At 69.3% G+C, this 26,869-nt stretch carries 24 protein-coding genes; 12 read left to right on the plus strand and 12 right to left on the minus strand.

Annotated elements, in window-relative coordinates:
* Positions 1-382 precede the first annotated feature (382 nt).
* Positions 383-1,303 carry a sterol desaturase family protein gene (locus AC3FMM_RS09450; protein ID WP_116313940.1) on the plus strand — a complete coding sequence of 307 codons (921 nt, stop codon included), beginning with the start codon at positions 383-385 and terminating at the stop codon, positions 1,301-1,303.
* 93 nt (positions 1,304-1,396) lie between these two features.
* On the opposite strand, the gene pobA is transcribed toward AC3FMM_RS09450, so the two are convergent.
* Entirely contained in the window at positions 1,397-2,566 is a 1,170-nt protein-coding gene (pobA, locus tag AC3FMM_RS09455) for a 4-hydroxybenzoate 3-monooxygenase (protein WP_116313939.1), read from the minus strand.
* Positions 2,567-2,692: 126 nt separating this feature from the next.
* Between pobA and AC3FMM_RS09460 the strand changes: the two genes are divergently transcribed.
* Positions 2,693-3,580 (plus strand): helix-turn-helix domain-containing protein, encoded by an 888-nt coding sequence (locus AC3FMM_RS09460; RefSeq protein WP_116313938.1) that lies wholly within the window; start codon positions 2,693-2,695, stop codon positions 3,578-3,580.
* A 9-nt stretch (positions 3,581-3,589) separates the two neighbouring features.
* On the opposite strand, the gene pcaDC is transcribed toward AC3FMM_RS09460, so the two are convergent.
* The 4 genes from pcaDC to pcaH all read right to left on the minus strand — a co-directional run bounded on the left by pcaDC (position 3,590) and on the right by pcaH (position 7,563).
* Positions 3,590-4,765 carry a bifunctional 3-oxoadipate enol-lactonase/4-carboxymuconolactone decarboxylase PcaDC gene (gene pcaDC / locus AC3FMM_RS09465; protein WP_414248549.1) on the minus strand — a complete coding sequence of 392 codons (1,176 nt, stop codon included), beginning with the start codon at positions 4,763-4,765 and terminating at the stop codon, positions 3,590-3,592.
* 27 nt (positions 4,766-4,792) lie between these two features.
* Positions 4,793-6,181 carry a 3-carboxy-cis,cis-muconate cycloisomerase gene (locus AC3FMM_RS09470; RefSeq protein ID WP_488686496.1) on the minus strand — a complete coding sequence of 463 codons (1,389 nt, stop codon included), beginning with the start codon at positions 6,179-6,181 and terminating at the stop codon, positions 4,793-4,795.
* A 94-nt stretch (positions 6,182-6,275) separates the two neighbouring features.
* Positions 6,276-6,857 (minus strand): protocatechuate 3,4-dioxygenase subunit alpha, encoded by a 582-nt coding sequence (pcaG, locus tag AC3FMM_RS09475; RefSeq protein ID WP_115713988.1) that lies wholly within the window; start codon positions 6,855-6,857, stop codon positions 6,276-6,278.
* 4 nt (positions 6,858-6,861) lie between these two features.
* The gene (gene pcaH, locus AC3FMM_RS09480) at positions 6,862-7,563 is read right to left on the minus strand and encodes a protocatechuate 3,4-dioxygenase subunit beta (protein WP_115713989.1); all 702 of its coding nucleotides are present in this window, start codon (positions 7,561-7,563) and stop codon (positions 6,862-6,864) included.
* 94 nt (positions 7,564-7,657) lie between these two features.
* On the opposite strand from pcaH, the gene AC3FMM_RS09485 reads away from it, so the two are divergent.
* A complete protein-coding gene (locus tag AC3FMM_RS09485; protein WP_115713990.1) occupies positions 7,658-8,611 on the plus strand; it encodes a LysR substrate-binding domain-containing protein in 954 nt (317 codons plus the stop codon).
* 15 nt (positions 8,612-8,626) lie between these two features.
* Here AC3FMM_RS09485 and AC3FMM_RS09490 read toward each other — a convergent pair whose 3' ends face one another.
* The gene (locus AC3FMM_RS09490) at positions 8,627-10,006 is read right to left on the minus strand and encodes an MFS transporter (protein WP_115713991.1); all 1,380 of its coding nucleotides are present in this window, start codon (positions 10,004-10,006) and stop codon (positions 8,627-8,629) included.
* A 442-nt stretch (positions 10,007-10,448) separates the two neighbouring features.
* Here AC3FMM_RS09490 and AC3FMM_RS09495 point away from each other — a divergent pair, with 442 nt between their 5' ends.
* Positions 10,449-10,658, plus strand: coding sequence for a DUF2905 domain-containing protein (locus AC3FMM_RS09495; protein WP_115682339.1), 210 nt, complete (start codon positions 10,449-10,451; stop codon positions 10,656-10,658).
* Between the two features lie 16 nt (positions 10,659-10,674).
* Here the strand turns inward: AC3FMM_RS09495 and AC3FMM_RS09500 are convergent, their stop codons facing one another.
* From AC3FMM_RS09500 to AC3FMM_RS09510, 3 genes are all read right to left on the minus strand, one after another.
* Positions 10,675-12,627, minus strand: coding sequence for a methyl-accepting chemotaxis protein (locus AC3FMM_RS09500; RefSeq protein WP_116313933.1), 1,953 nt, complete (start codon positions 12,625-12,627; stop codon positions 10,675-10,677).
* 190 nt (positions 12,628-12,817) lie between these two features.
* Positions 12,818-14,080 (minus strand): phospholipase D-like domain-containing protein, encoded by a 1,263-nt coding sequence (locus AC3FMM_RS09505; RefSeq protein WP_116313932.1) that lies wholly within the window; start codon positions 14,078-14,080, stop codon positions 12,818-12,820.
* Between the two features lie 108 nt (positions 14,081-14,188).
* Entirely contained in the window at positions 14,189-15,211 is a 1,023-nt protein-coding gene (locus tag AC3FMM_RS09510; protein WP_116313931.1) for a LysR family transcriptional regulator, read from the minus strand.
* Between the two features lie 106 nt (positions 15,212-15,317).
* Between AC3FMM_RS09510 and AC3FMM_RS09515 the strand changes: the two genes are divergently transcribed.
* On the plus strand, positions 15,318-16,538 hold the full coding sequence (locus AC3FMM_RS09515) for an MFS transporter (protein WP_488686497.1): 1,221 nt from the start codon (positions 15,318-15,320) through the stop codon (positions 16,536-16,538).
* 13 nt (positions 16,539-16,551) lie between these two features.
* Here AC3FMM_RS09515 and AC3FMM_RS09520 read toward each other — a convergent pair whose 3' ends face one another.
* Both AC3FMM_RS09520 and AC3FMM_RS09525 read right to left on the minus strand, forming a co-directional pair.
* A complete protein-coding gene (locus AC3FMM_RS09520; protein WP_240987776.1) occupies positions 16,552-18,399 on the minus strand; it encodes a sensor histidine kinase in 1,848 nt (615 codons plus the stop codon).
* Positions 18,400-18,436: 37 nt separating this feature from the next.
* Positions 18,437-19,111 (minus strand): response regulator, encoded by a 675-nt coding sequence (locus tag AC3FMM_RS09525; RefSeq protein WP_115713997.1) that lies wholly within the window; start codon positions 19,109-19,111, stop codon positions 18,437-18,439.
* 320 nt (positions 19,112-19,431) lie between these two features.
* On the opposite strand from AC3FMM_RS09525, the gene AC3FMM_RS09530 reads away from it, so the two are divergent.
* From AC3FMM_RS09530 to xth, 7 genes are all read left to right on the plus strand, one after another.
* Entirely contained in the window at positions 19,432-20,154 is a 723-nt protein-coding gene (locus AC3FMM_RS09530) for a penicillin-binding protein activator LpoB (protein WP_240987775.1), read from the plus strand.
* Positions 20,138-20,623, plus strand: a complete 486-nt coding sequence (locus AC3FMM_RS09535; protein ID WP_147309739.1) for a hypothetical protein — start codon at positions 20,138-20,140, stop codon at positions 20,621-20,623. Before AC3FMM_RS09530 ends, AC3FMM_RS09535 begins: the two co-directional genes overlap by 17 nt.
* Before the next feature lie 65 nt (positions 20,624-20,688).
* A complete protein-coding gene (locus AC3FMM_RS09540) occupies positions 20,689-21,510 on the plus strand; it encodes a hypothetical protein (protein WP_240987774.1) in 822 nt (273 codons plus the stop codon).
* A gap of 9 nt (positions 21,511-21,519) precedes the next feature.
* Positions 21,520-22,902 carry a hypothetical protein gene (locus AC3FMM_RS09545; RefSeq protein WP_488686498.1) on the plus strand — a complete coding sequence of 461 codons (1,383 nt, stop codon included), beginning with the start codon at positions 21,520-21,522 and terminating at the stop codon, positions 22,900-22,902.
* 219 nt (positions 22,903-23,121) lie between these two features.
* Entirely contained in the window at positions 23,122-23,649 is a 528-nt protein-coding gene (locus AC3FMM_RS09550; RefSeq protein ID WP_240987773.1) for an OB-fold putative lipoprotein, read from the plus strand.
* A 297-nt stretch (positions 23,650-23,946) separates the two neighbouring features.
* On the plus strand, positions 23,947-25,029 hold the full coding sequence (locus AC3FMM_RS09555) for a BON domain-containing protein (protein WP_116313927.1): 1,083 nt from the start codon (positions 23,947-23,949) through the stop codon (positions 25,027-25,029).
* A gap of 62 nt (positions 25,030-25,091) precedes the next feature.
* Complete coding sequence (xth, locus tag AC3FMM_RS09560) at positions 25,092-25,904, plus strand: exodeoxyribonuclease III (RefSeq protein WP_115714002.1); 813 nt, start codon at positions 25,092-25,094, stop codon at positions 25,902-25,904.
* Here the strand turns inward: xth and AC3FMM_RS09565 are convergent.
* The gene (locus tag AC3FMM_RS09565) at positions 25,901-26,818 is read right to left on the minus strand and encodes a LysR family transcriptional regulator (protein ID WP_116313925.1); all 918 of its coding nucleotides are present in this window, start codon (positions 26,816-26,818) and stop codon (positions 25,901-25,903) included. The two genes, xth and AC3FMM_RS09565, sit on opposite strands and share 4 nt — an antisense overlap.
* Positions 26,819-26,869: the final 51 nt, after the last annotated feature.

Raw genomic sequence — 26,869 nt, forward strand, 5'->3', positions numbered from 1 at the left:
ACTCCGCTGGGACGGCCGGCCTTGCCGGCAATTGGTAAAGGTGCAGCTGCCGCCACCGCAGGCGCCGCTATGTCCGCTGTTGAACGTGCCGCCGGGGCAGGCGCAGGGAGGCGGCGAGACTGCTGAGGCATTTCGTCATGGCAGGTCCTTCTGGTTCGGTTCATGCCGCGCAACATGTCGCGGCGACGGCCGAACTATAGGAAAGCGACCGCGGCATTTCGCGGTGGAAAGAATGTCGCGGTGTTACACCGCCAGCGGGCATGACATACGGCGAAATAATTGCCGGATGGCGCCGCTCGGGTCCAGCCACTACCTTTGCCTCACCGACGCAGCAAGCAGCCCCCGCAAGCAGGCGTCCCACCTCACCACACTGGACCCCGACATGCACAACCTCGGAAAATTCACGCTCTATGTCACGGCGTTTGTTGTGACGATCTCTCTGGTCGAAGCCTTCTTCCTGGCACGCAAGGCGAATCGCCAGGGCAAGGCCTATCCCTGGCATGAAGTCACGCTGTCGCTGGCCGACCTGGCTGGTCGCAAACTGCTGGCGCTGCTGCCCCTGTCGCTGGCCGCTCCCGTGTTTGCGTTGGCCTGGCAACATCGCCTCTTCACGGTCGAGATCAACAGCGCGCTGGCCGTGCTGCTGCTCTTCCTCGGACAAGAGTTCTGCTACTACTGGTACCACCGCGCCTCGCACCGTATCCGCTTCTTCTGGGCGACGCACGCGGTGCACCACTCGCCGAACGAACTGACGCTGGGCACCGCCTATCGCCTTGGCTGGACCGGCAAGGTCACCGGCACCGCCATCTTCTTCGCGCCGCTGGTCTTGCTGGGTGTTCGTCCTGAAGTGGTGCTGGCCACGGTGAGCCTGAACCTGCTGTATCAGTTCTGGCTGCATACCACCTGGATCCCGAAGCTGGGCTGGCTCGAATACGTGTTCAACACCCCCTCGGCGCACCGCGTGCACCATGCTTCGAACATCGACTACCTCGATGCCAACTTCGGCGGCGTGCTGATCATCTTCGACCGCCTGTTCGGCACCTATGTGGAAGAGCGCGCGGAAGAGCCGTGCCGCTACGGCCTGGTCCACCCGACCACCACGCACAACCCGCTGGTCAACCAGTTCGAACACTGGGTCGGCCTGGGCAAGGACATGGCCAACGCTGGCAGCGTGCGGAATGCGATTGGCTATCTGGTGATGCCTCCCGGTTGGACGCCGGATGGCTCGGGAGAGACCACCGAGGGTCTGCGGCTGCAGGCGCAGGCTGAGCGTGCGGTGGCGGTTGCGGCGGAGGTCAGGTAATACCTGCCGGATGCAGGGTTGAAAGGCGCGGCAAATGCCGCGCTTTTTTGCTTTCGACAACGCGCGCGCGCCGCCGGTTTGCGTTCCTCACTGTCAGTAAGGCAACCCCACATAGTTCTCCGCCAACGCCCGGCACGCCGCGTCCGACCCCACCAGGTAATCGAGCTCGGCCCGCTGCATGCGCAACGAGAACGGATCCGCATCCGGGAAGCGATGCATCAGCGAAGTCAGCCACCATGAAAAGCGCTCGGCCTTCCAGATGCGGCGCAGGCAACGCGCCGAATAGGCATCCAGCTCGCGCTTGTCGTCATGCCGGCAGGCGGCGATCAGTCCGTCGGCCAGGGTCAGCACGTCGCTGGCGGCCAGGTTCAGCCCCTTGGCGCCGGTGGGCGGCACGATATGCGCGGCATCGCCGGCCAGGAACAGGTTGCCGAAGCGCATCGGCTCGCACACAAAGCTGCGCAGCGGCGCGATGCTTTTCTCGATGCTCGGGCCCGTCACCAGCGACTGCGCCGACTGCGGATCGAGGCGGCGGCGCAGTTCGTCCCAGAAGCGCTCATCGGACCAGTCCTCCACACGCTCGCTCGACGGCACCTGTACGTAGTAGCGGCTGCGCGTGCGCGAGCGCATGCTGCACAGCGCAAAGCCGCGTTCGTGGCTGGCGTAGATCAGCTCGTCCGCCACCGGCGGTGTATCCGAGAGGACGCCAAGCCAGCCGAACGGGTAGACGCGCTCGAACAACTGCGTAGCGGTCTGCGGCACGCTCTGCCGGCTGACGCCATGAAAGCCGTCGCAGCCGGCGATGTAGTCACAGTGGATCTCGTGCGTCACGCCGTCCTTGCGGTAACGGACCACCGGCCTTGCGCTGTCGAAGTCATGCAGGCTGACATCCTGCGCGTCATAGACCGTGGTGATGCCCGCTTCCTGCCGTGCCGCCATCAGGTCGCGCGTGACCTCGGTCTGGCCGTAGACGGTCACGCTGCGGCCGACCAGCGCGTGCAGGTCGATGCGATGCCGCTGGCCATCGAACGACAGCTCGATGCCGTCGTGCACCAGCCCTTCCTCCTGCAGCCGCGCCGCCACGCCCGCGCGCTTCAGCGCATCGACGGTCACGCTCTCGAGGATGCCGGCGCGGATGCGCCCCAGCACGTATTCCGGACTGCGTTGCTCGACGATCACGTTGTCGATGCCCGCCCTGGCGAGCAGCTGCCCGAGCAACAGGCCGGCGGGGCCGGCGCCGATGATGGCGACCTGGGTGCGCATGTCTTGTCTCCTTGTGCATATCGATCTGATGGCGCTAACGATAGTGGCCGCGCACCGGCTACGGAATGGACAGACGGAACCAACGACAGGACAATCGGAACATTGCTGGTAAACACTGACGCCCCCGTGAAACCTGTCCCGACCTACTCCCTGTACGGCGTGAATTCAACCGAGCCGCTGTCCGACCAGCTGCATTTCGAATCCATCGCCGCGCGCAGCCGCCTGCACGGGTGGGAGATCAAGCCTCACCGGCATGAGCGCTTCCTGCAAATTCTGTACATCCATGCGGGTGGCGGCGAAGCCCTGCTCGAAGAGCGCCGCGAGCCGCTGCGCAGCGGCTCACTGGTGACGATGCCGCCGCGGCATATCCACGGCTTCGTGTTTACGCCGGACACTGACGGCATGGTCGTCACCATGACCGACAGCCACCTGCGCACGCTGCTGGCGGGTGTGCCGGATGCGCTGCCGCTGTTCGAACACCCGCGCCATGACCGCGTGCGGCGCGGCCACGTGCTGGCGAGTTCGCTGGCGCTGTTTCGTGGGGAGATGGAAGCCGTGTCCGCCTGGCGCGGGGCGTCGCTGTCGGCGCTACTGACTTTGGTGCTGATCGGTATCGCGCGGCTGGCCAATGCCGATCAGCCGGCAGCCGCGCGCAGCGGCAGTCGTCCGGCGCGGCATTTCCAGCACTTCCAGCAACTGCTGGAATCGGACTATCGCGAGCAGAAGGAGATTGGCCACTACGCCGGCGCGATCGGGATCACGTCCACGCAGCTCAACCGCGTGTGCCGCCACGCCTCGGGGCAGTCCGCGCTGCAGATGATCCACGCGCGCGTGCTCGCCGAAGCGCAGCGCGACCTGCTCTTCAGCGACCTGGAGATCAAGCACATCGCGCTGTCGCTCGGGTTCTCCGACGCGGCGTACTTCTCGCGCTTCTTCGCGCGGCTGGTGGGGCAGGCGCCCACGGAGTTCCGGCAGTCGGGACGGGCGCGGCTGCCGGCGTTCGCGGTGCGCTGATCGATCCGATCAGTCCGGCTGGTCCATCGCGGCGAAGATTTCCTCGGCCAGGTGGAAGGCCGAATTCGCCGCCGGCACACCGCAATAGATCGCGGTCTGCAGCAGCACTTCCTTGATCTGGTCGCGCGTGACGCCATTGTTGGCGGCAGCGCGCAGATGCAGCTTCAGTTCATCCGTGCGGTTCAGCGCCACCATCATGGCGATGGTCAGCAGGCTGCGGGTGTGGCGCGGCAGGCCCTCGCGCGTCCAGATCTCGCCCCAGGCGTAGCGCGTGATGAGGTGCTGGAATTCTTCGTTGAGCGGCGACAGCCGCGCCAGCGAGCGATCGACGTGCGCGCTGCCGAGTACCTCGCGCCGCACCGAGAGTCCGGCTTCGTAGCGCGCGTGATCGTCGGTCACGGGCAGGCGGCCTTGCACGAAGTCCACCAGTGCAGCGGTGAAGCGGCCTGGCTGCTCGAAGCTGGAAATATGCGCGGCAGGCAGTTCGACGAAGCGCGCACCGGGAATCGCATCGGCCAGCGCGCGGCCCTCTTGCGCGGTGGTCGACGGGTCCTGGCTGCCGGCGATGACCAGCACCGGCACCGTGATCGACGACACCGTCTCGCGGAAGTCGGCGTCGCGCACCGCCGCGCAGCTGGCCGCATAGCCGCGCGGATCGAGTCCTGCCAGCACGCCGCGCAGGCTATCCAGCGCGCGGTCCGAGGTGGCGGCAAACCCCGGCGTGAACCAACGTTCGATCGATGGCGCGACCATCCCGGCCATGCCGTCGCGCAGCACGGTGTCGATGCGCGTGTTCCATCCCTCGGCGTTGCCGATCTTTGCCGCGGTATTGGCCAGCACGATGCGGCAGAAGCGCTCGGGCGCATGGATGCCGAGCCACATCCCGGTCAGGCCGCCCAATGACAGGCCGCAGAACACCGCTTGGTCAATCCGCAATGCGTCCAGGATGGCGATTACGTCCTGACCGAGCTGTTCAACCGTGAAGGCATCGCCCGGCGCGGTCGAGCGGCCGTGGCCGCGCGTGTCGTAGCGCACCACGCGACAGCGCCCGGCCAGCGCGGCGGCCTGTGGCTCCCACATGGTGTGGTCGGTGCCGAGCGAGTTGGAGAAGATGATGGCCGGCGCGGCCTCGGGGCCGTCGACGGTGTAGAAGAGCCGGGCACCGGCGTGATCGAGATAGGGCAATGCAGTCTCCTGAGAATCCTTGGCGAGTTACCGTGCGGCACGTTCGGCAAGCGCGGATTGCCACGCCTGCACCGCCGCATCCGCGAAAGCCGATGACTGGCCCGCATAGTTGCCAGGATTGGCAAGTCGGTCAAGCGTGGTGTCGTCGAGCAAGCCCGCATGGGCCGGTTCTTCCTGCAGCGTGCGGGCCAGCGCATCGCGCAGGCTGGTGCCATCGGCCACGGCGCGGCGCGAGGCGCGCTCCACCACGTGGTGCGCTTGCAGCCGGCCGATCCTGCCACCGAGCTCCAGCATCGCGGCCTCGCCGAGTATCAACCCATGCGTGAGATCGAGATTGCTGCGCATGCGCGCCGCATCGACCTGCAGCCCCGCCACCACCTCGCCCATCTGGCGCAGCGCGCCCGCGGCCAGCGCGACGATCTGCGGCAGCGTGTCCCATTCCGCCTGCCAGCCGCCCAGCGCACGCTCGTGTTCCTGCACCATGCCTGACAGCATGGTGGCCACCAGCGGCGGCACGCGCACCGACGCCGTCAGCACCGCCGCGCAACCCACCGGATTGCGCTTGTGCGGCATGGTGCTGGAGCCGCCACGGCCGGGCCCGGCGGGCTCGGCCACTTCCGCCACCTCGGTCTGCATCAGCAGCGAGATGTCGCGAGCCATCTTGCCGAGCGTGCCGGTCAGCATGCCGAGCGTGGTGGCAACTTCGACCATGCGGTCGCGATGCGCATGCCACGGCAGCACGGGCGCGACCAGGCCGAGTTCGCGGGCCAGTGCGGCGGTCACGCCGGGCGCGGCGTCGCCCAGGCTCGCGAGCGTGCCCGCGGCGCCGCCGAACTGCAGCGCGCGGGCCTGCGCGCGCGCTGCACCAAGGCGGGCGAGGTCGCGGCGCAGCGCGTCGAGCCAGCCGGCGGCCTTGCAGCCAAAGGTGGTTGGCAGTGCATGCTGCAGCCAGGTGCGCGCCACCATCGGCGTGGCGCGATGCGCGCTGGCCAGCACGGCGCAGGCTTCGCCCAGGCGTACCAGGTCGGCATCGAGCGCGCGCAGCGCGTCCGCGACCTGGAGGACCAGCGCGGTGTCGATGATGTCCTGGCTGGTGGCGCCCCAGTGCACGAAGCGCGCTGCATCGGCATCGCGCTCGGCCACGGCGGCGGTCAGCTGTTTGACAAACGGAATGGCCAGATTGCCGGCAGCGACCGCGGCCTGCGCCAGCGCTTCGCGGTCGATGGCGCCGACGTGGCTGCAGACTTCGGTGATGACGGTCGCGGCAGCGGCCGGGATCACGCCGCATTGCGCTTCGGCACGCGCGAGCGCGGCCTCGACGGCAAGCATGCGCTGCACGGTGCCGGCGTCGGAGAAGATGTCCAGCACCGCGGGGCTGCCGAACATGGGATCGGTAAGACGCGTGACGGTTGGCATGGGGGCGATCGGTAGGGGGTCGTGGCGATGACGACCACCTGATTATGCGTCTGTCGCCGGCGGCCGGGAGATGCCTGCCCGCCGGCGCGGCGTGTCAGATATCGAAGAACACCGTCTCGTCCGGACCTTGCAGCACGATGTTCCAGCGCAGCGTGCCGTTGCCGGCATCGTTGCCGGAATCGAGGCCAACGAGCGTGCCGCGCCGCTCGGCCGGCACCAGCGCCAGCACTGGATCCGCCGCATTGGCCGCGGTCTCGTCCGGGAAGTACATGCGCGTGGCAACGTGCTTGACCAGCCCGCGCATGAACACCGACACCATGATGTGCGGCGCCTGCGGCCGGCCGTCGGCCCCGGGCACGGCGCCCGGCTTGACGGTGACGAAGCGGAACGACCCGTCGGCCTCGGTCGGCACGCGGCCGAAGCCGGTAAAGCCGGGCACCAGCGGCAGTTCGCGCGTGTCTTCGGCGTGGCGGTAGCGACCGGCGGGATTGGCCTGCCAGATCTCGACCATGCCGTCGGGCACGGGCTCGCCGTTGCCGTCGGTGACGCGGCCTTCGATCACGATGCGCTGGCCGGCCAGTGCCGGGGCGCTGGCGGTCAGGTCGGCGCAGTTCAGTCCGCTCAGGCCGATATGGAGGTAGGGGCCGACGGTCTGGGATGCGGTGGCGTAAAGCATGGTCTTACTCCATCGGCGTGGCATCGCGGCCACGCAGCACGATATCGAAACGGTAGCCGAGCGCGTATTCGGGCTGGGTAGTCTCCCAGTCGAGACTGGCGATGAGCCGGTCGCGTGCCTTCTCGTCCGGCACGCAGTTGAAGATCGGGTCGAACGGCAACAGCGGATCGCCGGGGAAGTACATCTGCGTCACCAGCCGCGTGGCATAGGCATTGCCGAACAGCGAGAAGTGGATATGCTGCGGCCGCCAGGCGTTGTGGTGGTTGCGCCAGGGATAGGCGCCGGGCCTGATGGTCTTGAACCGGTAGTGCCCGTTGGCGTCGGTGACGGTGCGGCCCTCGCCGGAGAAATGCGGGTCCAGCGGCGCGTCATGCTGGTCGCGCTTGTGCACGTAGCGGCCGGCTGCGTTGGCCTGCCACACCTCGATCAGCGCGTTCGGCACCGGCCGGCCATTCTCGTCCAGCACGCGGCCGGTCACCAGGATGCGCTCGCCGATAGCCTCCCCACCGTTGCCGGCGGTGAGGTCGTTATCGCCTTCGCGGACGAATTCGGCGCCGAAGGTGGGACCGGTCACTTCGGACAGCGACTGCGGCAGCGCAATCAGCGGCTGGCCGGGCGAGCGCTTCTGCGTGGAAGCGTAGGGGTCGAAGCGGTATTCGGGCTGGGTGTCCCAGTAGGGACGGCGATATTGGGCAAGACGGGTCATTGCGCAGTCTCCTTGTGGTTGGCGTGACAGGACTTTAGGCAACACATAAAGTCATGTAAATTAAGTTTTCTGAGAATTACGATAACTTTCCCGCATGAAAGCCACCGCCCGGCCCGCGCTTGAAATCTTCCGCAACCGCGTTCGGCTGCGGCATCTCTACTGCTTCGTGGCGGTGTCGCAGACGCAGCACCTGGGCCGCGCCGCCGACCGCCTCGGGCTGACACAGCCAGCCGTGTCCAAGACCCTGAGCGAACTGGAAGAGCTGACCGGCACCCGCCTGCTGGTGCGCCAGCGTGCGGGCACGGAACTGACCACCGCCGGCACGCGCTTCCTGCGTCACGCGCTGCGCATCCTTGCGGATATCGATGCGGCGGCCGACAGCATGGCCGGCGAGCAGGCGCAGCCCCGGGAGCGCATCCGGCTGGGGGCGCTGCCCAGCGTGGTGCCGGCAGTGCTGACCGATGCCTTGCTGCGCTTCCGTGCCGCGCACCCCGAGGTCGGGCTTGCCGTCCAGACCGGCATGAACCGCAGCCTGATCGACCAGCTCAAGGCCGATGTGCTGGACCTGGTCATTGGCCGCATGGATGACCCGGTTGCCATGGAAAGCCTGTGGTTCGAATCGCTGGGGCCCGACTCGCTGGCCCTGGCGGTACGCCCCGCGCATCCGCTTGCCGCCGTCTCGCGGCCGACCTTGCTCGACGTGCTGGCATGGCCGCTGGTGATCCCCGCCGCGGGCTCGATCCCCCGCCACAACACCGAAAGCCTGCTGGCCCGCCACGGCCTGCCCCTGCCAGGCGGATGCGTGGAAACGTCGGATGCCTACCTCGGACGGCTGCTGGCCCGCCACAGCGACTGCGTGTGGGCGGCGCCCCTGTCCGCCGCGCGGCGCGCGGTGGCCGAGGATGAGCTGGTTTTGCTGCCGCTCGATACGCAGGGCACCGAGGAACCGATCGGCCTGCTGCGGCACGGCGACCGCACGCTCAGCCCGATGGCCGAAGCGCTGGCCGACTGCATCCGCGCCGCGGCCAGGCCGCTTGCCGCTGAGTGAGAGGTCAGTGAGGTCTCAGTGAGCGGCCACGCCTGCGCTGCCGGCGGCATCCGCACTTGTCGCACGGCTGCCGCTGACATGCTTGATCACGAGCGCACCGGCGGCCAGGAATGCCGGCACGGCGAGCAGCGTAAAGATGGTGTCGAAGCCCAGATGCAGGCGCAGCAGTTCGGCACCGAGCAACGCCCCGGTGATGCCACCGAAGCGGCCGATGCCCAGCATCCACGCCACCCCGGTGGCCCGGCCCTGCGTCGGGTAGAACGCCGCCGCCAGCGACGGCATCGACGACTGCGCCCCGTTCATCGCGGTGCCGGCGAGGAAGATCAGCACGCCTAGCAGCACCTGGCTGCCGGTGCCCTGGCCCACGGCGTAGATCAGCACGCCGGTGGCGGCGTAGGTGATGGCGATCACCTTGTTCGGATTGAAACGGTCCATGAACCAGCCGGCCGCGATGGTGCCGATGCCGCCGCCGAGCGGGAACAGCGCCGTCAGGAATGACGCGTGCTGGATCGAGAAGCCGGCGTCCTTCATCAGCGTGGGCATCCAGCTCGTCAGCAGGTAGAAGATGACCAGGCCCATGAAGTAGGTGCACCACAGCATCGCCGAACCCAGGCGATAGCCCGGCGCCAGCACCGTGCCAATGGCGGACCGGGTCGCGGGCGCCTGCTCGCCGACGATGAAGGCATTCGCTGCCCCCAGGTCCGCGCCGGTCACGCGCCGCAGCAGCTGGCGGATCTGGTCGGCGGGATAGTTGCGCACCACCATGTAGCGCACCGACTCAGGCAGCAGCACCACCAGCAGCAGCGCGAGCGCAAGCGGCACGATGCCGCCGAGCAGCAGCACGCTGTGCCAGCCGAAGTGCGGGATCATCGCGGCGGCGACAAAGCCGCCGGCGGCGGAGCCGAGCGGAAAGCCGCAGAACATGGTGTTGACCAGCACCGCCCGGCGGCGTTGCGGCGCGAACTCGGCGGTGAGCGTCACGGCATTGGGCATGGCGGCACCCAGGCCCAGGCCGGTCAGGAAGCGCAGCACCGTCAGCCAGCCCAGCGTGGGCGCGTAGGCCGTGGCCAGGCTGCAGGCGCCAAAGAAGAAAACCGACAGCACCAGCACCTTCTTGCGGCCGATGCGGTCGGCCAGCGGACCGGCAAAGATCGCGCCGAAAGCCAGGCCGAACAGCGCCGCGCTCATGACGGGCCCGAGGGCCGATTTCTCGATCCCCCAGTCCTGCACCAGCGCCGGCGCGATATACCCGATGGCGGCGGTATCGAAACCGTCGACAGCAACCACCAGGAAGCACAGCACAAGAATGAGCCACTGGTAGCCAGTGAATCGCTGTCCGTCGATCAGGGCCTGGACGTCCGCGACGCCAGCCTTGGATGGGAGGGATTGAGGCACTGTTGTCTCCGTCTGCCTTGGAAATCGCGCAGTGCGCCTGCAAGCAGGCACGACCAACGCCAGGAACTTGTTCTAATAGCGAACTAACGTTCTCTAACTGAACGCATCTTAGGCAACGGGGATCGGGGCCAAGAATTGGCGTTAACCCGGCAAAAGCAGTCGGATTGGGGCGCAAGGATTCACCAGTAGTTCCCGCCTTATCCAGCCCTAAATCAACTCTCAGAACAATCAGAAGATGTTTTCTTCCATAGATTCCTATGGTCGAGAAATTTTCCACCTGACCCCGACTGATGAATAAGGAAATTTCATATCGAAAGCGCCAGCCTTCAATTTACATTCCGGGAATCCGTGAAGTCAGGAACCTGGCGCCCCCAGCAGGCCGGAATCAACGCGTCCATCCGCCGGTCAAATGCTCAAGTTGGCCTCACCATCTCCCATCCCGATGCAACGCCTGTTACTCATCCTGGGCGCCGTGCTGCTTGCCGCCGGCGCCGCCTGGCCCTGGCTCGCCAAATTGCCGTTCGACCGCCTGGGCCGCCTGCCCGGCGATATCCACATCGTCCGCGACGGCTTCAGCTTCTACCTGCCGATCACGACCTGCATCCTGGTGTCGGTGGTGGTTTCGGTGGTGATCTGGCTGCTGCGGCGCTAAGCCCGCGCCAACGGCATCAGTCCGCCTGCGCCTCGGTGCGGAACACCGCCACCGCCCGCTGCATCTGCAGCGCCTGCTCCTGCAATGACTGCGCCGCGGCCGCGGCCTGCTCCACCAGCGCCGCGTTCTGCTGCGTGACCTGGTCCATCTGCGCCACCGCCTGGTTGACCTGGCCGATGCCACTGCTCTGCTCGCGCGAGGCCTGGCTGATCTCATCCATCATCGCCGTGACCCGGCCGATAGCGGCGACGGTGCCGGCCATGGTCCCGGCAACGTCCAGCGCCAGCGTGTTGCCCGCGGCCACGCGCTCGCCGGATTGCGAGATCAGCATGCGGATCTCCTTGGCCGAGGCGCCGGTGCGCTGCGCCAGCCCGCGCACTTCGCTGGCCACCACCGCAAAGCCGCGGCCGGCCTCGCCGGCGCGCGCCGCTTCCACCGCCGCGTTCAGCGCCAGGATATTGGTCTGGAAGGCAATGCCGTCGATCACCGCGATGATGTCGGCGATGCGCCTCGAGTCGGCGTCGATCGCCTGCATGGTCTGCTGCATGCGGCCGACCGCGTCGCCGCCGGCGCGCGCCGCGGCAGACGCCTCGCGCGCCAGCGCGCTGGCCTGCCCGGCATTGCCGGCGTTCTGCTGGACGGTGGCGGTCAGCTGCTCCATGCTGGCCGCGGTCTGCTCCAGCGACGACGCCTGCTGCTCGGTGCGCTGCGACAGGTCGATATTGCCCTGCGCGATATCGGCCGCCGCGGCCAGCACGTTGTGCGCGCCGGCCTTGGTGTCGCCGATCAGCGTGCGCCAGCCAGCCGCCAACGAAAGCAGGTGCCGCTTGATCTCGCTCAGCTCGTCGCGCCCGTTCACCGCGAGGCGCGCGGTCAGGTCGCCCGCATTGATGCGCGCGACCATCGCGGCGACCTCGCTTACGTCGGCACGCATGCCGCGGCTGAAGCCGATGAACAGGTAGAACGCGGCGGCCACCGTTACCAGCGCAATGCCGGCCAGCCACGCGGTCTGCCGGGCCTGCGCCGCGGCACGCTGTGCCAGCATCTCGCTGGCGATTGCGGCGAATTCGCGGCTGGCTTCCGCCACGCCTTCGATGGCGGCGGTGGCTTCGTCGAAATAGGCCCTGGCCTCGATGTCGATGCCGGCCGCGCCCAGCATGCGCACCTGCAGCGTGCGATGGAAGCGGTCCATCGCCTCCAGCCGTGCCAGCGCGGCATCGATGCGCGTACGGTAAGCGGGCGCGGCCTTGCCGACGCGAGCGATATCGCGCCGTATCGTGTCCAGCCCTGCGCGGATCTGTTCGGCCAGCGCACCCAGTCCCGCCTGCTGCACGGCATCGGCATAGCCACCCTGCGCGATGATGCCGGCGCCGCGGCCGCGTGCCAGCGCGCTCTGTTCTGCCAGTTGCGGCAGCGGTCCCGTCAGCAGGCTGACCAGGTAGTACGAGCCGGTCTCGCTGTCCAGCGCCAGTTGCGAGCGCTCGGCCACGTCGGCGATATACGCCTGCGTCTGCCGCACCAGCGCGCTGTGGCGCTCGAACAGCGGCTTCGCCGCGGTGTCCAGCCCAGGGCCGCGCAATTGCTGCCAGTCCTGCTCCAGCTGGCCCAAGCCTGGGGCGAGCGCAAAGCCGGGATTCTGTGCAATGCTGCGCGCCAGTGCGGCAAGGCTGGCCGCTGCCTGCCGATCGGCCTTGTCGAAGGTGGCGCGGAAGGCGGCATTGCCGGACAGCACCGCATGCGCGGCGCCACGCCGGACCTGGACCTCGCGCATGAAGTCGAGCGCGTGCGCGACCACTGCCAGCCCGCGGATTTCCTGGCTGGTGGTGCGGCGCGCTTGCGCCGCATCGCGCAGCGCCACGGACATCGCGCCGACCAGGGGCACCAGGAACAGCACGGCAATCAAGGCCAGCTTGCGGCGGATATTCAGGCGCGCCATCAGGCGTTCGGCGGGAAGGAAGAAGGGGGGCATCGATGGTCTCGGAGGGGCTGGGTTTCCCCTGCTATCGGCCCGGTTTGGCGGTGCTGAAGCGCAGATGTCCGGGTTTTTGACCATGCGCAAATGCGGTGCGACCAAAGCGCTGAAGTTGGGCAGAACGCGCGCCGAACCGGGGCATGCCGCCCTGTTGGCGGGCGGTTTTTTTCGGGCATCGCCGGTCGGATTACAGCTGTGCGCCGATCAGCGAGGCCAGGCGGTCGCGCAGCCGTTCCCGCCATGGACGGTTGCGCCACGCCTCATAGGTCATCGCCCGCGACAGCTTCAGGTCTTCCTCGAAGATCCGCGTCTGCTGCGCGGCAAACGCCGCGTCGAGGATGTTGAGCGTGGCCTCGTCATTGAGGCGGAACGAACGGTTGTCGAAGTTGGTGGACCCCACCGAGACCAGCAGGTCGTCGACGATCAGCACCTTGCAGTGGTACATGGTCGGCGCGTACTCGGCGATCAGCGCGCCGGCCTTCAGCAGTTCGCCCCAGCGCGCCCGCGACGCGGAGCGCACGGTTTCCGAGTCGATATGCTCGCCCGGCACGATCACCCGCACCCGGACACCTCTTGCCAGCGCCGCCAGCAATGCCTTCTCGGTGAGCGCGTCGGGAACGAAATATGCCGCGGACAAATCGATGGTGCGCGCCGCGGCGGTGATCGCCAGGTGGTACATCAGCGCCATGCTCTCGCTGCCGCCCGTCGGCGAGCTGCTGAACATCTGCGCCCGCCCATTGCCGACCGGCGCCAGCTCGGGAAAGTAGTCGGGGCCGTGCGGCACCGCGCCGCTGACCTTGATCCAGTTGTCCAGGAACACTGACTGCATCTGGCCGACCACCGGGCCTTCCACCTCGAAATGCGTATCGCGCCAGTGCCCGGGGTCCTGCGCATGGCCGGTCCACTCCGGCGCGATGCCGACGCCGCCGGTAAAGCCGATGCGGCCGTCGACCACCAGCACCTTGCGGTGGGTGCGGTTGTTGAGCTTGCCGATGGTGTACCAGCGCACCGGATGGTAGCGCCGCACATCCACGCCGGCACGGGTCATCAGGTCGAGCGCGCCCTTGTCGATCTTGGAACTGCCGACCGCGTCCAGCAGCACCTTGACGCTGACGCCGGCCCTGGCGCGCTCGGCCAGTGCCTGTGCGAAATCATGGCCGATATCGCCCGACCAGTAGATATACGACTCGAAGTTGATGGTCTTCTGCGCGGCGCGGATCGCGCCCAGCATCGCCGGGAAGATCTCGTCGCCGTTCCTGAGCACGCGGTAGCGGTTGCCGTCGACCACGGGCGGGCCCAGCAACACGCCCAGCTCGCGCGCGAACTGCGGGTCTTCCAGGCTGTAGAGGCGGTCGAGGCGGCGCTCGATGCGCTTCTCGCCGCCGACCAGGTTGTAGGCGACGATGCCCGCCAGGGCAAGCAACACGATGGCGGCGGCAAACGCGAACATGCGGCCCCTTGTCCGAAACCTGGGAAAAACGCGGCGGATCACGCAGGCACCATGATGTGGGGCGCGGGGTTGCCCGCGGCGGATGTAGTGGCCGATACAGGATAGGCGTTATCGGCGCGCTTGTGGCATCCGGCCCGCGCCGCGCCCGCGTGGCACGCGCCTGCGTTCGACCATGCCGGCGGTCGGGATGGCCTGCCGCATGGCGTCGGCGAACAGGCGCAGCTTGGCCGGATAGAAGCGCGCATGCGGATAGACCAGGTAGATCGGCAGAGGATCGGCCTGCCATTGCGGCAGCAGGTGCAACAGCCGGCCGCTGGCGATGTCGTCGGCAAAGATCCACGACGAGCCCACGGCAACGCCCAGTCCCAGCCGGGCTGCCGCATGCAGCGCGTACAGGCTGTCCGTGCTCATGCGCGGCGCGAACGACAGGCCCTGGCGCGCCTCGGTCTGCAGGTTCTGCAGCACGATCTCGTTGCGGTAGAACGTGCGCAGCGCCAGCCAGGGCAGGCCTTCCAGGTCCTGCGGCCGGCGCGGCAGCGGCTTGCCGTCGAACAGCGACGGCGCGGCGATGACCGCGCGCGGCACTTCCGCCAGGCGCACGGCGACCAGGCCGGGTTCATGCACCTCGCCCACGTGGATCGCGCAATCGATGGCCTCGGCGATGAAATCCGGAGTCCGGTCGTGCAGCAGCCATTCGACCGCGACCTGCGGATATTGCCGCAGGTAGTCCGCCAGGGGGCCCACCAGCACCTCCTGCCCGAACGCGTGCGGCACCACCACGCGCAGCGTGCCGCTGGGGGCGTGGCCGACGCCGCGCACGTCGGCTTCGAAGCGGGCCCAGTCGGCCACCAGTTCGCGCGCGCGCTCGTAGCAGCGCGCGCCGTCTTCGGTCAGCTTCATCGCATGGGTGGACCGCTGCAGCAGGCGCACGCCCAGCAGCCGCTCCAGCGTCTGCAGGCGCCGGCTGATGGTGGGCTGGGTGGTCTGCAGCTGCGCGGCGGCCAGCGACAGGCTGCCGGCTTCGACGATGCGCACGAAGGTCTGCATCAGGTCGATGCGGTCAGCGCCGGGCGCACCGCGGATGGCGGCGGCAGGGGCGGCGCTCGGGTTGGTGGCTGGCTGGCCTGTCATACGCGTCTCGTATAGCCATTGTTCATCCCGCACGTCTACCAGAATCGGCGCGCGTGGACAACACTTCGGGCCATCCCAACCCTTTTGCGAACCGCGCAAACCCGCCATGTCCCCTGTTCCCGCAACCTCGCCCGCCGCCACGCTGGCCAGCCCGGCTGTGCCTGGCCGCCTGGTCCTGCTGCTTGCCACCGGCGCCGGCCTGGCGGTGGCTTCGCTGTACTACAGCCAGCCCATGCTCGGCGTGATGGCCCCCGACCTGCACGCCACGGATGCCACCGCCGGTGCCATCCCCACCCTGACGCAGCTCGGCTATGCGCTGGGCATCCTGCTGCTGGCGCCGCTGGGCGACCGCTATGACCGCCGCCATATCATCGTGGCCAAGGCGGTGGCGCTGGTCGGCGCGCTGCTGCTGGCGGGCCTGGCGCCGGGCATCGGCATGCTGCTGGTGTCGAGCCTGGTGGTGGGCCTGTCCGCCACGCTGGCGCAGGACATCGTGCCGGCGGCCGCCGCGCTGGCGCCGGCCGCGCAGCGCGGCAAGGTGGTCGGCACCGTGATGACGGGGCTGCTGCTGGGCATCCTGCTGTCGCGGGTGGTCAGTGGCTTCGTCGCCGCGCACTTCGGCTGGCGCACGATGTTCATGCTGGCGGCGGCCAGCATCGCCGCGGTCGCGCTGGTGGCGCGGCGCCAGCTGCCGCGCTTTGCCCCGGCCACGACGCTGCCGTACCGCGCCCTGCTGGCCTCGCTGGCAGCACTGTGGCGGCAGCATGGCGCGCTGCGCCGCGCGGCACTGGCGCAGGGGCTGCTTGCGGTGGGCTTCAGCGCGTTCTGGTCGACGCTGGCGGTGATGCTGCATGGCGCGCCCTTCCACCTGGGCAGCGAGGCCGCCGGCGCGTTCGGCCTGGCCGGGGCCGCCGGCGCGCTCGGCGCGCCGCTGGCCGGGCGCCTGGCCGACCGCGGCGGCCCGGAACGGGTGACCCGCGCGGGCGCGGCGCTGGCGGCGCTGTCGTTTGCCGCCATGCTGCTGACCCCGCTGGTGCCGCCGCAGGCGCAGCTGTGGCTGATCGGCGCCAGCGCCATCGGCTTCGACCTGGGGGTGCAGGTGGCGCTGGTCGCGCACCAGACCATCGTCTATGGCATCGACCCGGGCGCGCGCAGCCGCCTCAATGCGGTGCTGTTCGTCTGCATGTTCACCGGCATGGCCGCCGGCGCGGCGCTCGGCAGCCTGGCGCTGGCGCGCTTCGGCTGGACCGGCGTGGCCGCGCTGGCCACCGCCGCTGCCCTGGCTGCGCTGGCGGTGCGGCTGCTGCCGAAGGGCGCGGCGCAGTAAGCCGGAACCGGCCCTATGCCGCGGGCGCGGCCCCTTCGCCGGGCGTGCCCGCCTCATCGCCCTGCGCCGGCGCCAGCGGCACCTCCACCGTCAGCGCCGTGCCGCCGGGCGCCGAGCGGATCTGCAGGCGGCCGCCGATCGCCGCGGCGCGCACCTGCATATTGCGCAGCCCGCGCCCGCCGCGCGTGGCCTCGGCATCGAAACCGCGGCCGTCGTCGGCCAGCGTGATGCGGATCGCCTGCGTGTCCGCCTGGGCGGTCACGGTCAGCGTGCGCGCCGCAGCGTGCTGCAGCACGTTGGTGATGCCTTCCAGCAGCAGGTATTGCAGCTCCTGCACCTTGCGCGCGGAGAAATGCGGCAGCGCCGGCAGGCGTTCGACCTCCCAGCGGATCTCCAGCCCGGCATCGGCGATGCGCGGCCCCAGCCGGTAGCGCAGGTTGCCCAGCACCGCCGCCAGGTCGCCGCCGGTGTCCTGCATCGCATCGATCGAGAGCTTCAGCGAATCCAGCGCATGCCGCACCTGCGTCGCCACCTCCGGGCCGCTGGCCTTGCCCGACTCCAGCATCGACAAGGTCGTGACCAGCTGGCTGCCCAGGCCGTCGTGCATGTCGCGCAGGATGCGGCCGCGTTCGCGCAGCGCGGTTTCTTCGGCGGCAATCTTCTGCGTGCGCGCAAAGGCCGCGCGCAGCTGCGCCTCGCGCTGCGCGACGCGCTCGGTCAGCACCTGGTTGGCGTTCTGCAGGCTCTGCACCGCGCTGGTGTAGCGTTCCACCAGCATCCACGCCATCACCACGCTGAACGGCACCGAAACATAGCGGGTCATCGAATGGACCCAGTAATAGTCGCCGGTCAGCCAGACCTTGATCCAGTCCGCCAGGAACAGCACCGCCGACACGCCCACGGTGACGGCCAGCAGCGTCGCCTCGCGGCTGGGCCGGCGCAGCGCGCCCCACACCATCGCGCCGGCCACGGTCAGGATGATGCCGACCTTGACCAGCCAGCTCAGCGGAAACACCAACGGATGGCTGGAGATGGCGGCCAGCGGCGCAAGCACCGGCAGCGCCAGCCACAGGTAAGCGTTGAGGGTGCGATGCAGCCAGCGCCACGGCACCCGGATCACCAGCAGGCAGAACCTGGCGATGGCGCCCAGGAACACCTCGCGCGCGGCAGCGACGACATAGCCGCGCACTTCCGCCGGGATGGCAAGGTCATCGACGAAGTAGTCGAGCAGGCGCACGCTCCAGGCAACTTCGGCCAGCCCGTACAGGCCGAACAGCGGATCGCGCTGGCGCCACCAGATCAGCAGCGCCAGCCCGCCCAGCACGACGCTGAGCACCGCCGCGATCAGCGGGCCGACCACGCGCAGCAGGAAGGCCCGCTCATACTGCGCGCGCACCTCGGCGGCCGGGCCCACCGTCACCGGCAGCAGGCCCGAGCGCGCATAGGCGCGCGCGGCCACGGTGATGCGCAGCAGGTTGCCGTGCGTGTTGGCCAGCTCGGGCGGCACCGCCACGTAATACGGGCGCTTGGCCAGCGCCGACGCCGGCGCGTCCAGGCGTCCGCCGGCGGCGATCAGCACGCCGTTGAGGCGTACCTCGTAGCTGCCGCCGGCCCACGGCACGAACAGTCCGCCGGGCGCCGCCGCGGGCCAGTTGCGGTCGAAGCGCAGTTCGTAGACCACGGTGCCGGACTTGCCCGGCATCACCCGGTCCCAGTAGTCGGGCAGCGTCAGCGCGCGCGCCGGCAGCACGGTGCCGTCGGCGAGCGTGGCCGCGCGCGTGGCCTCGGCCAGCACCATCGTTTGCGCCGCCGCCATGCCGGGCAGCAGCAGGCTGGCCCACGCCAGCAGCAGGGCAAGCATGGTGCGCACGGATGGCGGCCAGGACGGCATGGCGCGCTTACAGGGACTTGAGCAGGCCGAGCTTGGCCGCCTCGAACACGGCCTCGCCGCGCGATCGCACCGCCAGCTTGCCGTAGATGTTCTTGATGTGCGATTGCACGGTATGCACGCTCAGCCCCAGGTAGCGCGCGGTTTCGGCGTAGGTATAGCCGCGCGAGATCAGGTCCAGGATCTCGTTCTCGCGCACCGACAGCACTACCGCGCCAGGGGCCGCGGCATCGCGCGCCACTGCCTCCGGCGGCGCGCCGCGCAGCCGGTTCACCACCTGCCGCGCGATCAGCGGGCTCATCGGCGAGCCGCCCGCGCGCAGTTCGCCGATCGAGGCGGCGATGCGGTCGGTGGTTTCGTCCTTGAGCAGGTAGCCGATGGCGCCGGCCTCGATGCTGGCCAGCACATGCTGGTCGTCGCCGAACACCGTCACGACCATGCAGTCGCAGGCGCGATAGCGCTCGCGCGCGTTGCGGATCACGTCGATGCCGCTGCCGTCGGGCAGGCCGAGGTCGCACAGCAGCACGTCGGGCTGGTGCTGCGCCAGCCACGCCTGCGCCTCCGCCACGGTGGAGGCGCAGGCCGCCACCACGGCATCCGCCGCATGCAGGTCGACGGCCTGCACCAGCCGGCGCAGCGCCAGGGGGTCGTCTTCGACGATGAGGACTCTTGTTGTGCTTGCCATGCCTGTATTCCCGAGCCACGCCGCGATGCGAGCCCTGCCCCTCTGTGTTGCCGCGCGGTGCGCTGGTTGGGCAAGTTGCGCCGGCACGACGGCGGATTCTGACATATCCCGCCCGCGCGCGGACGGCCCGGCGGGCCCGTTCAGGGTAAACGCCGCCGCCCGTACCCATCGCACGGCCGCACGGTGTTGCCCATCCCATATTCAGGGGAGGCGGCGCGCCGGGGCTGCTCCTATGATCGCGGCAAAACAGCCCCGCCCGTCCGGATGACGGCCGGCAGCGCGGGCAACAAAGACATGACGGGAATACGGGGAGCATGACCGTGACAGACAAGACAGCCGGCACACCGGCGGCACGGGAAATCGGGGAAGCAGAGGGGAAAGCCGCGCGCGCCATCCCGCCAACGGCCGCGCTGCGGCTGGCTGGCGGGATGGCGGCATGCGGGCTGGTGGCGCTGCTGGCGGGATGCCTTGCCACCGCGCCGAACGCCGCCGGCGTGTCCGCCATGGAACTGGACCCCGGCCGCAAGGGCGCGGTGTCCGGCGTGGGCCTGGAGGGCCACGACATCGTCGCCATGGCCGACCAGATGATGCGCGACATCCTGGCGCAGCCGCGCTTCGCGCCCGGCCGCGACGGCAAGCGCCCGCGCATTGCCCTGGACGGCGCCAACTTCGTCAACGACAGCGCGCAGCCGCTGGACCGCCAGCTGATCGTGGACCGGCTGCGCGTCAGCCTGAACCGCGCCGCGCAGGCGCGCATCCAGTTTGTCAGCACGCAGACCGCGCTGGTCGAGCGCGAACGCCAGGCCAAGCGCAGCGGCGCCACCGACGCCGGCACGCTGGGGCTGGCCCGCGCGCGCCTGGGCGCCGACTACAGCCTGTCGGGCCGGATCGGTTCGCTCGACAGCCGCAGCGCCACCACCGGCATGGTGCAGCGCTATATGCAGATCTCGTTCGAGCTGGTCGAGGTGGAAACCGGCGAACTGGTCTGGAGCAACATCTATGCATTCCAGCGCGCCGCGGCAGACGATGTGGTCTATCGCTAGCCGCTGCGGCGCGCTCGCCGCGGCATCGCTGCTGACCGCCTGCGCCGCCACGCCGCCCGCCCATACCGGCTGCACGCCGTGGCAGCAGCAGCGCGCGCGCCCGGCCCTGCCGGTCTCGTTCCTGTCGCCGGAGCTTGCCGCCATGGTGGCGGTGCCTGAAGCCGGCACCGCGCCTAACGCCAGCGGGCTGCGCGCGGTCCACGCCGCCCTGCACAACTGCACCGAATTCGACGTCGCGTTGCTGGTGCGCACGCGCTTTCGCGCGACGCAGCCGGCCACAGCGGCTGAGCCGCCCAGCGCCTGGCACACGCTGGTGCTGCCGCCCCGCACGCAGGTCGACTACGCCGAGCATGCCGTCATGGCCGGTTCGGTGCCGGCCGCACTGGAAATCCTCGACGCCCAGCGCGCGCAGCAGCCCTACCGGCCGGGACAGCACTATCCGGTCCTGCCCGGGCCCGCGCGGCCGTGACCGCCCCTGGCCGCCGCCGGGCCAGCAGCACAGACATTCTCTAACGCCTTTTTCATGCCCGAGCCATGACCGTTGCCCACTTCATGCCACGCTTTGCTTCGCTCGCCACGCCGCTGGCCGCCCTCCTTGCCACCCTCCTGGCCGCCGGCTGCGCCGCGCCGCCGATGGCGCTCAAATCCACCCGCACCGGCGGCGACAGCGCGCCCGTGGTGCGCGCCGACGTGGCCGGCAAGGCTGACCTGGCGGGCTTGAACGTGGGCGATACCGTCGCCGTTTCGCCGGGCAACAACAAGGTCGTGGTGGCCTCGACCCCGCTGGTCTACACCCTGTATGAAGACGGCATGGTGACGCAGGCCGAGGTCAGGCGCCAGCAGCTCACGGTCAACCGCAAGGACGCGCCGCGCATCGAATTCATCAAGGGCGAACTGCACCGCGGCGACTTCATCCGCCGCGAGATCCTGCTGGACCTGCACAGCAAGGACCCGGACGAGTTCAACCGCACCATCCACTTCCTCGCCTTCAACCGCGGCGACAAGGCCTTCCGCGGCGACCTGACGGTCTATGACCTGCTGCCCGCCGAGCTGGACCTGGTGAAGCTCGGCAGCGCCAACAAGTACACCGACCAGACCATGGTCAAGGGCGTGCTGGGCGGACTGCCGTTCCTGTCGCTGGTGACGCTGGCCATGGACAACTATTCGCGCTCCGACGAAGCGGTGCCGATGCGCCATGAACGCCTGGACCAGGTGCAGAAGTTCAGCTTCCAGCGGCTGGTGCTGGAGCCCGGCCAGGCCGTCGGCTTCACCATGCACGTGCGCTACCAGTTGCCGGGCGAAGCGGAACTGGCCGACCTGCGCGAAACCGCGGCGCCGCTGGCGCGGCAGCAGTAAGGAGCACCGGTGCGGTTTCGCGACACGGCCGCGGCATGGCGGCGCGCCGGCGCGGCGCTGTTGGCGCTGGCGCTGGCCGCGCCACTGTCCGGCGCGGCGGCCTGGTTCGGCAGCGACGAGAAGCGCCTCGCGGCCGAGGCGGACCGCTTTGTCGCCGACAAGCCCGCCGAGCTCCAGCGCATCCTGCATACGCTGTACATGGAGGGCGAATGGAATGCGGTGCTCAACCTCGACCTGCTCGGCCTGGCCGCGATCGAGGCCGGCCGGCCGCGCCTGGCCGAGCGCGCCTTCGACATGGCCGCGGCACGCATCCTGCGCGTCTATGCCGACGACCCCCATGCCCGGCAGGCGCGCTCGCTGTGGTCCGCCGAGAGCGTCAAGGACTGGAAGGGCGAGCCGTACGAACGCGCCATGACGTTCTACTACCGCGGCCTGCTCTACGCGCACGCCGGCGACTACCAGAACGCCCGCGCCGCCTTCCTGCAGGCCGATATCCAGAACGCCTTCGGGCAATACGAACAGCCTGACGGCGGCCACGGCAGCTTTGCGCTGATGGCATGGCTGGCGGCATGGGCCTCGCAATGCGCCGGCGACCCCGCGCGCGCGGCCGAACTGGCAGCCCGTGCGGCCGGTGCGGCCGAGCCGTTCTACGCGCAAACCCGTGGCGCGCTGCCGCGGCACCTGAGCCTGTTCGAGGCCGGCCTCGGGCCGGAGAAGGTCACGCTCGGCGAGACCAGGAGCCTGCTCGGCTTCCTGCCGCAAGGCGCGGCCCCGGGCGCGCCAAGGATCGGCTACGGCGCGCAGGTGAAGCCGCTGGCCGCGGGCACCGCCGCCAGCCTGGACCGGGTCGCGCTGACCCGTGGTGGGCGGCCAATCCAGGGCATCCTGGACGGCAAGGCGGTGTTCAAGGAAAACACCGCCACGCTGGCGGACGCCGCCGGGGCGTTGTCGTCGGGCCTGGCGCAGGCGGCGGTGTCAGGAGCCAGCAGCGGCAACGCCAGCCTGGCACAGGGCCTGGGCGCCGCCGGGGCGGCCGGCTCGCTGCTCAGCCTCGCCGCCGGGGCACTTTCCGGCGCGGCCAATGCCGAGGCCGATACCCGTTACTGGGCGTCCTTGCCCAAGACCATCTATATCGAGGCGCTGGCCGCCCCGCTGGCCCAGCCGGCGGTGCAGTTCAGCTTCGCCGCCGGCGGCAAGCCGCGCGCGGCGCTGCTGCAGGGCCGCCAGGGCGACTGCTCGCTGGCCTGGGGCCGCGAGCATTCCGCCTTCGATGGCGAGCACGGCGGCGTGGCCAACCCTGCGCCGTGGCCGGCCGAACCGGTCGAGTCCGGGCGCGAACGCGCCAACGCCGTGCTGCGCAACGAGCTGCTGGTGCTGCCGTTCGGGCCGTAACATTCCAGACCCGTTCGGGGGATGCCGGCCTCAGTTTCTCGACCGTTGCGGCGCTTTTGGCAGTTCTGTTGGATTTTGCAAGATGTACGCATACAATGCCCCGGCGTCAGCCGATAGAGCTGGCGGACCTGGAGAAGAAGCAAAATGCAGACGGGAAAACTGATGGCAGGGCTGGTCCTGGCCGGGTTGCTGGCCGGTTGTGAGTCAATGGATGGCGCAATGTCCTCCATCAACGGCGTGCTCGACGGCACCGGCGACGTGCTCAGCGGCGACTTCCGCATGCTGGCCGACCCCAAGCCGGCTTCGCTGGGCGACATCTGGGCCGACTGGAAGAAGAACGAAATCACGGCGAAGAAGAAGTGGGACGCGCAGGCGATCCTGGTGTCGGGCACGGTCTCGCGCATCACCAAGGTCGACGGCCTGAGCATCACCAACGACACCATCGCGGTCTACTTCAAGGATTCGGTCAATCCGCAGTGCACCGGCAAGGCGCTGATGCGCGATGCGATGCTGGTCAACCAGAAGAAGATCAGCAACCTTCAGACCGGGGACAAGATCAACGTGACCGGCGTGCTGGCGACCAGCGATTCCGAGTCGTACAACAGCAGCAACAAGGAATGCTATTTCGCCTTCGCCAAGTCGAAGATCGAAGCGGCGCCGGCAAGTACGGCAGCCGCCAGCACGGCGGCCCCGTCGAAGGCCGCCACCGGCGCCAAGTCGAAATCGACCAAGACCAGCAAGAAGTAAGCAGCCCCGCGCGGGACGCGCGCCGGCGGCCGGCATGAACCGGCCGCCGCGCTCCATGCCCCCTGTGCCTGCCCCGCTGCGTGCGCGCCACGCCACATGCCGCCGCCAAGGCTGCATCCCTTACACGCTCTGAAACCGTTGCACGGAGGTCCGTCTGCCCGCTTCCCGTCTGCCGGGGCTCCGAGGCCATTCGGCCGCACGGTACGAATCTTGCCCCTAAGCTGATATCCGCCCGCGGTGCCGGTGCGATTTTGCGCCGGTTTCTGCACATGGCGTTTTACTTGTCAGGAAATCAGCATGGGCTACTACTACGATGAGCGTGAAGCGCGCGACCAGCGCGAGCGCCGCCAGGCATGGGACGACGATGACTGGCAGCCGGAATCGGAACGCGACCGCTGGCAAGCGCAGCGCCGACGCCAGCAAATGACTCCGGGCCAGACCAGCTACGGCGGCCCCGCCCGCCCGGCCCGGGAATTCAATGAGCAGTACGGCGCCAGCCGCTACCCCGACTATCCCCGCGAGGGGCGCTACGGCAGCGACCTGCGCTACGGCCTGAACGGCGGCTACGGCTGGGAACGTGCCGGCGAATGGCGCGACCCGCAGGCCTGGGAACGCGACGACGAATACGCGGAACAGCAATGGCGCCAAAGCGCCGAACGCGCCCGCGAGCCGCGCGAGCGTTATCAGGCGCGCGAACGCTATGAGGGCCGCGGATCGTCACGCGACGAGGGCCGCGAGCGCTACTTCAGCGATCTGCGCAGCGACCGCCGCTACTGGACCGACCCGGACGACGACGAAGAGGAAGAACACCGCTACACGGTGCAAAGCCACAGTCCGGGCTATCGCCAGTACGCACAGCGGCGCGGCTGGGAGACCGACGAAGATCGCGACGACGACCGCGAGCACGGCATGCTCTACAACCTGGGCCGCCGCATCGGTGAAGTGGTGGGCGACTTGTTCGGCACGCCCGACGAGCGCGAACGCCGCTCCGGCCCGCGCGGCTACCAGCGCAGCGACGAACGCATCCGCGACCAGATCTGCGAGCGGCTCAGCTACGCGCGCGGCGTCGACGTGAGCGATGTCAGCGTCGACGTCAACGACGGCGTGGTGTCGCTGACCGGCAGCGTGCGTGACCGCGGCCAGAAGTACTACATCGAGGACATGGCCGACGGCACCTACGGCGTCAAGGAAGTCAACAACGATATCCGCGTGCGCCGCGACAGCGACCGCCCGGGCGAGTCGTCCGGCGGCGCCAGGAGCGCGACCAGCGCAGCCAGCGCGGCCAGCACGAGCAGCGCCGGTAGTGCGGCCGGCACCACCGGCAGCACCACCACCGGCGGCAGCACCACCAGTCCGAGCGGCAGCACCTGGCGCGCATAAGGCGAGCAGCCGGCGGAGCCTTCCGCCGGCTTTTTTTTGCATCCCCTCATCGCCCATCCCGCATGCCCGCGTCCACGCTGAAGATCGCCACCTTCAACATCAACGGCATCCGCAGCCGGGTGGGGGCGCTGTGCGACTGGCTCGCGCGCGAAGCGCCGGACATCGTCTGCCTGCAGGAACTGAAGACCGCCGACGAGAGCTTTCCGGCGCGCGAGATCCGCGACGCCGGCTATGGCGCGATCTGGCACGGCCAGAAGTCCTGGAACGGCGTCGCCATCCTGGCGCGCGGCGCGGAGCCGGTCGAAGTGCGCCGCGGCCTGCCCGGCGACCCCGACGACAGCCACAGCCGCTACCTGGAGGCGGCGGTCGCAGGCATGCTGATCGGCTGCCTTTACCTGCCGAACGGCAACCCGCAGCCGGGGCCGAAGTTCGACTACAAGCTCGCCTGGTTCGAACGGCTGATCGCGCATGCGCAGGAACTCTTCGACAGCGGCCACCCGGTGGTGCTGGCCGGTGACTACAACGTGGTGCCGACCGACCAGGACATCTACAACCCGCGCTCCTGGCGCAAGGATGCCCTGCTGCAGCCGGAAAGCCGCGAGGCCTACGCGCGCCTGCTGGCGCAGGGCTGGACCGATGCGCTGCGCCAGCACCATCCCGACGCGCCGATCTACACCTTCTGGGATTACTTCCGCCGGCACTGGCAGACCAACTCCGGCCTGCGCATCGACCACCTGCTGCTGAGCGCCGAACTGGCGCCGCGGCTGCGCGACGCCGGCGTCGACCGCTGGGTGCGCGGCGAAGACCACCCCAGCGACCATGCGCCGGCGTGGGTGGTGCTGGGCCCGGCGGCGCGGCGCAAGCGCGCGGGCTAGCCCGTGGCCTCGGCCACCAGCTTGTCGCGGATAAAGCCCAGGAAGGCGCGCACGCCCTCGGGCAGCGTGCGGCCCGCCAGCGTCTGCAGTTCGATCGCCCGGCTGCGCATGCCGCGTTCGCGGATCGACGCCGCATGCAGCTCGCCGCGGCGCAAGCGGTCGCCCACGGTCACGCTGCCCGAGATCGACAGGCCGCCGCCGTGCAGCACGAAGCTGGTCAGGGTCTCGAAGTGGTTGGTCACCAGCACCGGCTCGAACACCATGCCGCGCTCGCCGCAAGCCAGGTCGAACAGCTGGCGCACGGTGTTGTCGCCTTCGGGCAGCGCCAGCGGGTACGGCTGCATCTGCGCCAGCGTGACGCTGCGAAAGCGCGCCAGCGGATGATCGGGACGCATGATGGCGATCACCGGCGCGGCCTGCCGGTGCGCGATGCGGATGCCCTGCTCGGCGGCGCGGCTGTACGTGATGCCGATATCCGCGTCGCCGTGCAGCACGATGCCCGTGACATCGGCGGGAGGCGCCACGCGCACGTGGAACTGCAGGCCCGGATAGCGCTGGCGGAACTCGGCGATGATGCGCGGCAGGAACTCGATCGCAAACCCGGCGGAACTGGCCAGCCGCACCCGGCCGCGGCGCAGGCCCTGCAGCGCGGCGATCTCCGACACCACGCGGTCGGCTTCCAGCGCGCCGCGCAGTGCGTAGGCCGCCAGCAGTTCGCCGGCGGCGCTGGCCACCATGCCGCGCGGGCGGCGATCGAACAGCGGCACGCCGAGCAGGGCCTCGAGCGCGGCGACCTGCCGGCTCACCGCCGACACGGTCACGTTGAGCCGTTGCGCGGCCTCGGTCAGCGAGCCGCTGCGGACCACTTCCAGGAAATAGCGCAGCGAGGTGTCCTGCAGGCGATGCGACAACATGGGGCGGGCTCCGGCCGGTTTGCGTTTTACGCAAGGATATTTGAAAAATTC

Source organism: Cupriavidus sp. 207A1 (assembly GCF_057798955.1).

Excerpts from the sequence above, each read along its gene's own strand:
- AC3FMM_RS09450 (WP_116313940.1), top strand. The coding sequence starts at position 383 with ATGCACAACCTCGGAAAATTCACGCTCTATGTCACGGCGTTTGTTGTG.
- pobA (WP_116313939.1), bottom strand. The coding sequence starts at position 2,566 with ATGCGCACCCAGGTCGCCATCATCGGCGCCGGCCCCGCCGGCCTGTTG.
- AC3FMM_RS09470 (WP_488686496.1), bottom strand. The coding sequence starts at position 6,181 with ATGCCAACCGTCACGCGTCTTACCGATCCCATGTTCGGCAGCCCCGCG.
- pcaG (WP_115713988.1), bottom strand. The coding sequence starts at position 6,857 with ATGCTTTACGCCACCGCATCCCAGACCGTCGGCCCCTACCTCCATATC.
- pcaH (WP_115713989.1), bottom strand. The coding sequence starts at position 7,563 with ATGACCCGTCTTGCCCAATATCGCCGTCCCTACTGGGACACCCAGCCC.
- AC3FMM_RS09485 (WP_115713990.1), top strand. The coding sequence starts at position 7,658 with ATGAAAGCCACCGCCCGGCCCGCGCTTGAAATCTTCCGCAACCGCGTT.
- AC3FMM_RS09495 (WP_115682339.1), top strand. The coding sequence starts at position 10,449 with ATGCAACGCCTGTTACTCATCCTGGGCGCCGTGCTGCTTGCCGCCGGC.
- AC3FMM_RS09500 (WP_116313933.1), bottom strand. The coding sequence starts at position 12,627 with ATGCCCCCCTTCTTCCTTCCCGCCGAACGCCTGATGGCGCGCCTGAAT.
- AC3FMM_RS09505 (WP_116313932.1), bottom strand. The coding sequence starts at position 14,080 with ATGTTCGCGTTTGCCGCCGCCATCGTGTTGCTTGCCCTGGCGGGCATC.
- AC3FMM_RS09510 (WP_116313931.1), bottom strand. The coding sequence starts at position 15,211 with ATGACAGGCCAGCCAGCCACCAACCCGAGCGCCGCCCCTGCCGCCGCC.
- AC3FMM_RS09515 (WP_488686497.1), top strand. The coding sequence starts at position 15,318 with ATGTCCCCTGTTCCCGCAACCTCGCCCGCCGCCACGCTGGCCAGCCCG.
- AC3FMM_RS09520 (WP_240987776.1), bottom strand. The coding sequence starts at position 18,399 with ATGCTTGCCCTGCTGCTGGCGTGGGCCAGCCTGCTGCTGCCCGGCATG.
- AC3FMM_RS09525 (WP_115713997.1), bottom strand. The coding sequence starts at position 19,111 with ATGGCAAGCACAACAAGAGTCCTCATCGTCGAAGACGACCCCCTGGCG.
- AC3FMM_RS09535 (WP_147309739.1), top strand. The coding sequence starts at position 20,138 with ATGTGGTCTATCGCTAGCCGCTGCGGCGCGCTCGCCGCGGCATCGCTG.
- AC3FMM_RS09540 (WP_240987774.1), top strand. The coding sequence starts at position 20,689 with ATGACCGTTGCCCACTTCATGCCACGCTTTGCTTCGCTCGCCACGCCG.
- AC3FMM_RS09550 (WP_240987773.1), top strand. The coding sequence starts at position 23,122 with ATGTCCTCCATCAACGGCGTGCTCGACGGCACCGGCGACGTGCTCAGC.
- AC3FMM_RS09555 (WP_116313927.1), top strand. The coding sequence starts at position 23,947 with ATGGGCTACTACTACGATGAGCGTGAAGCGCGCGACCAGCGCGAGCGC.
- xth (WP_115714002.1), top strand. The coding sequence starts at position 25,092 with ATGCCCGCGTCCACGCTGAAGATCGCCACCTTCAACATCAACGGCATC.
- AC3FMM_RS09565 (WP_116313925.1), bottom strand. The coding sequence starts at position 26,818 with ATGTTGTCGCATCGCCTGCAGGACACCTCGCTGCGCTATTTCCTGGAA.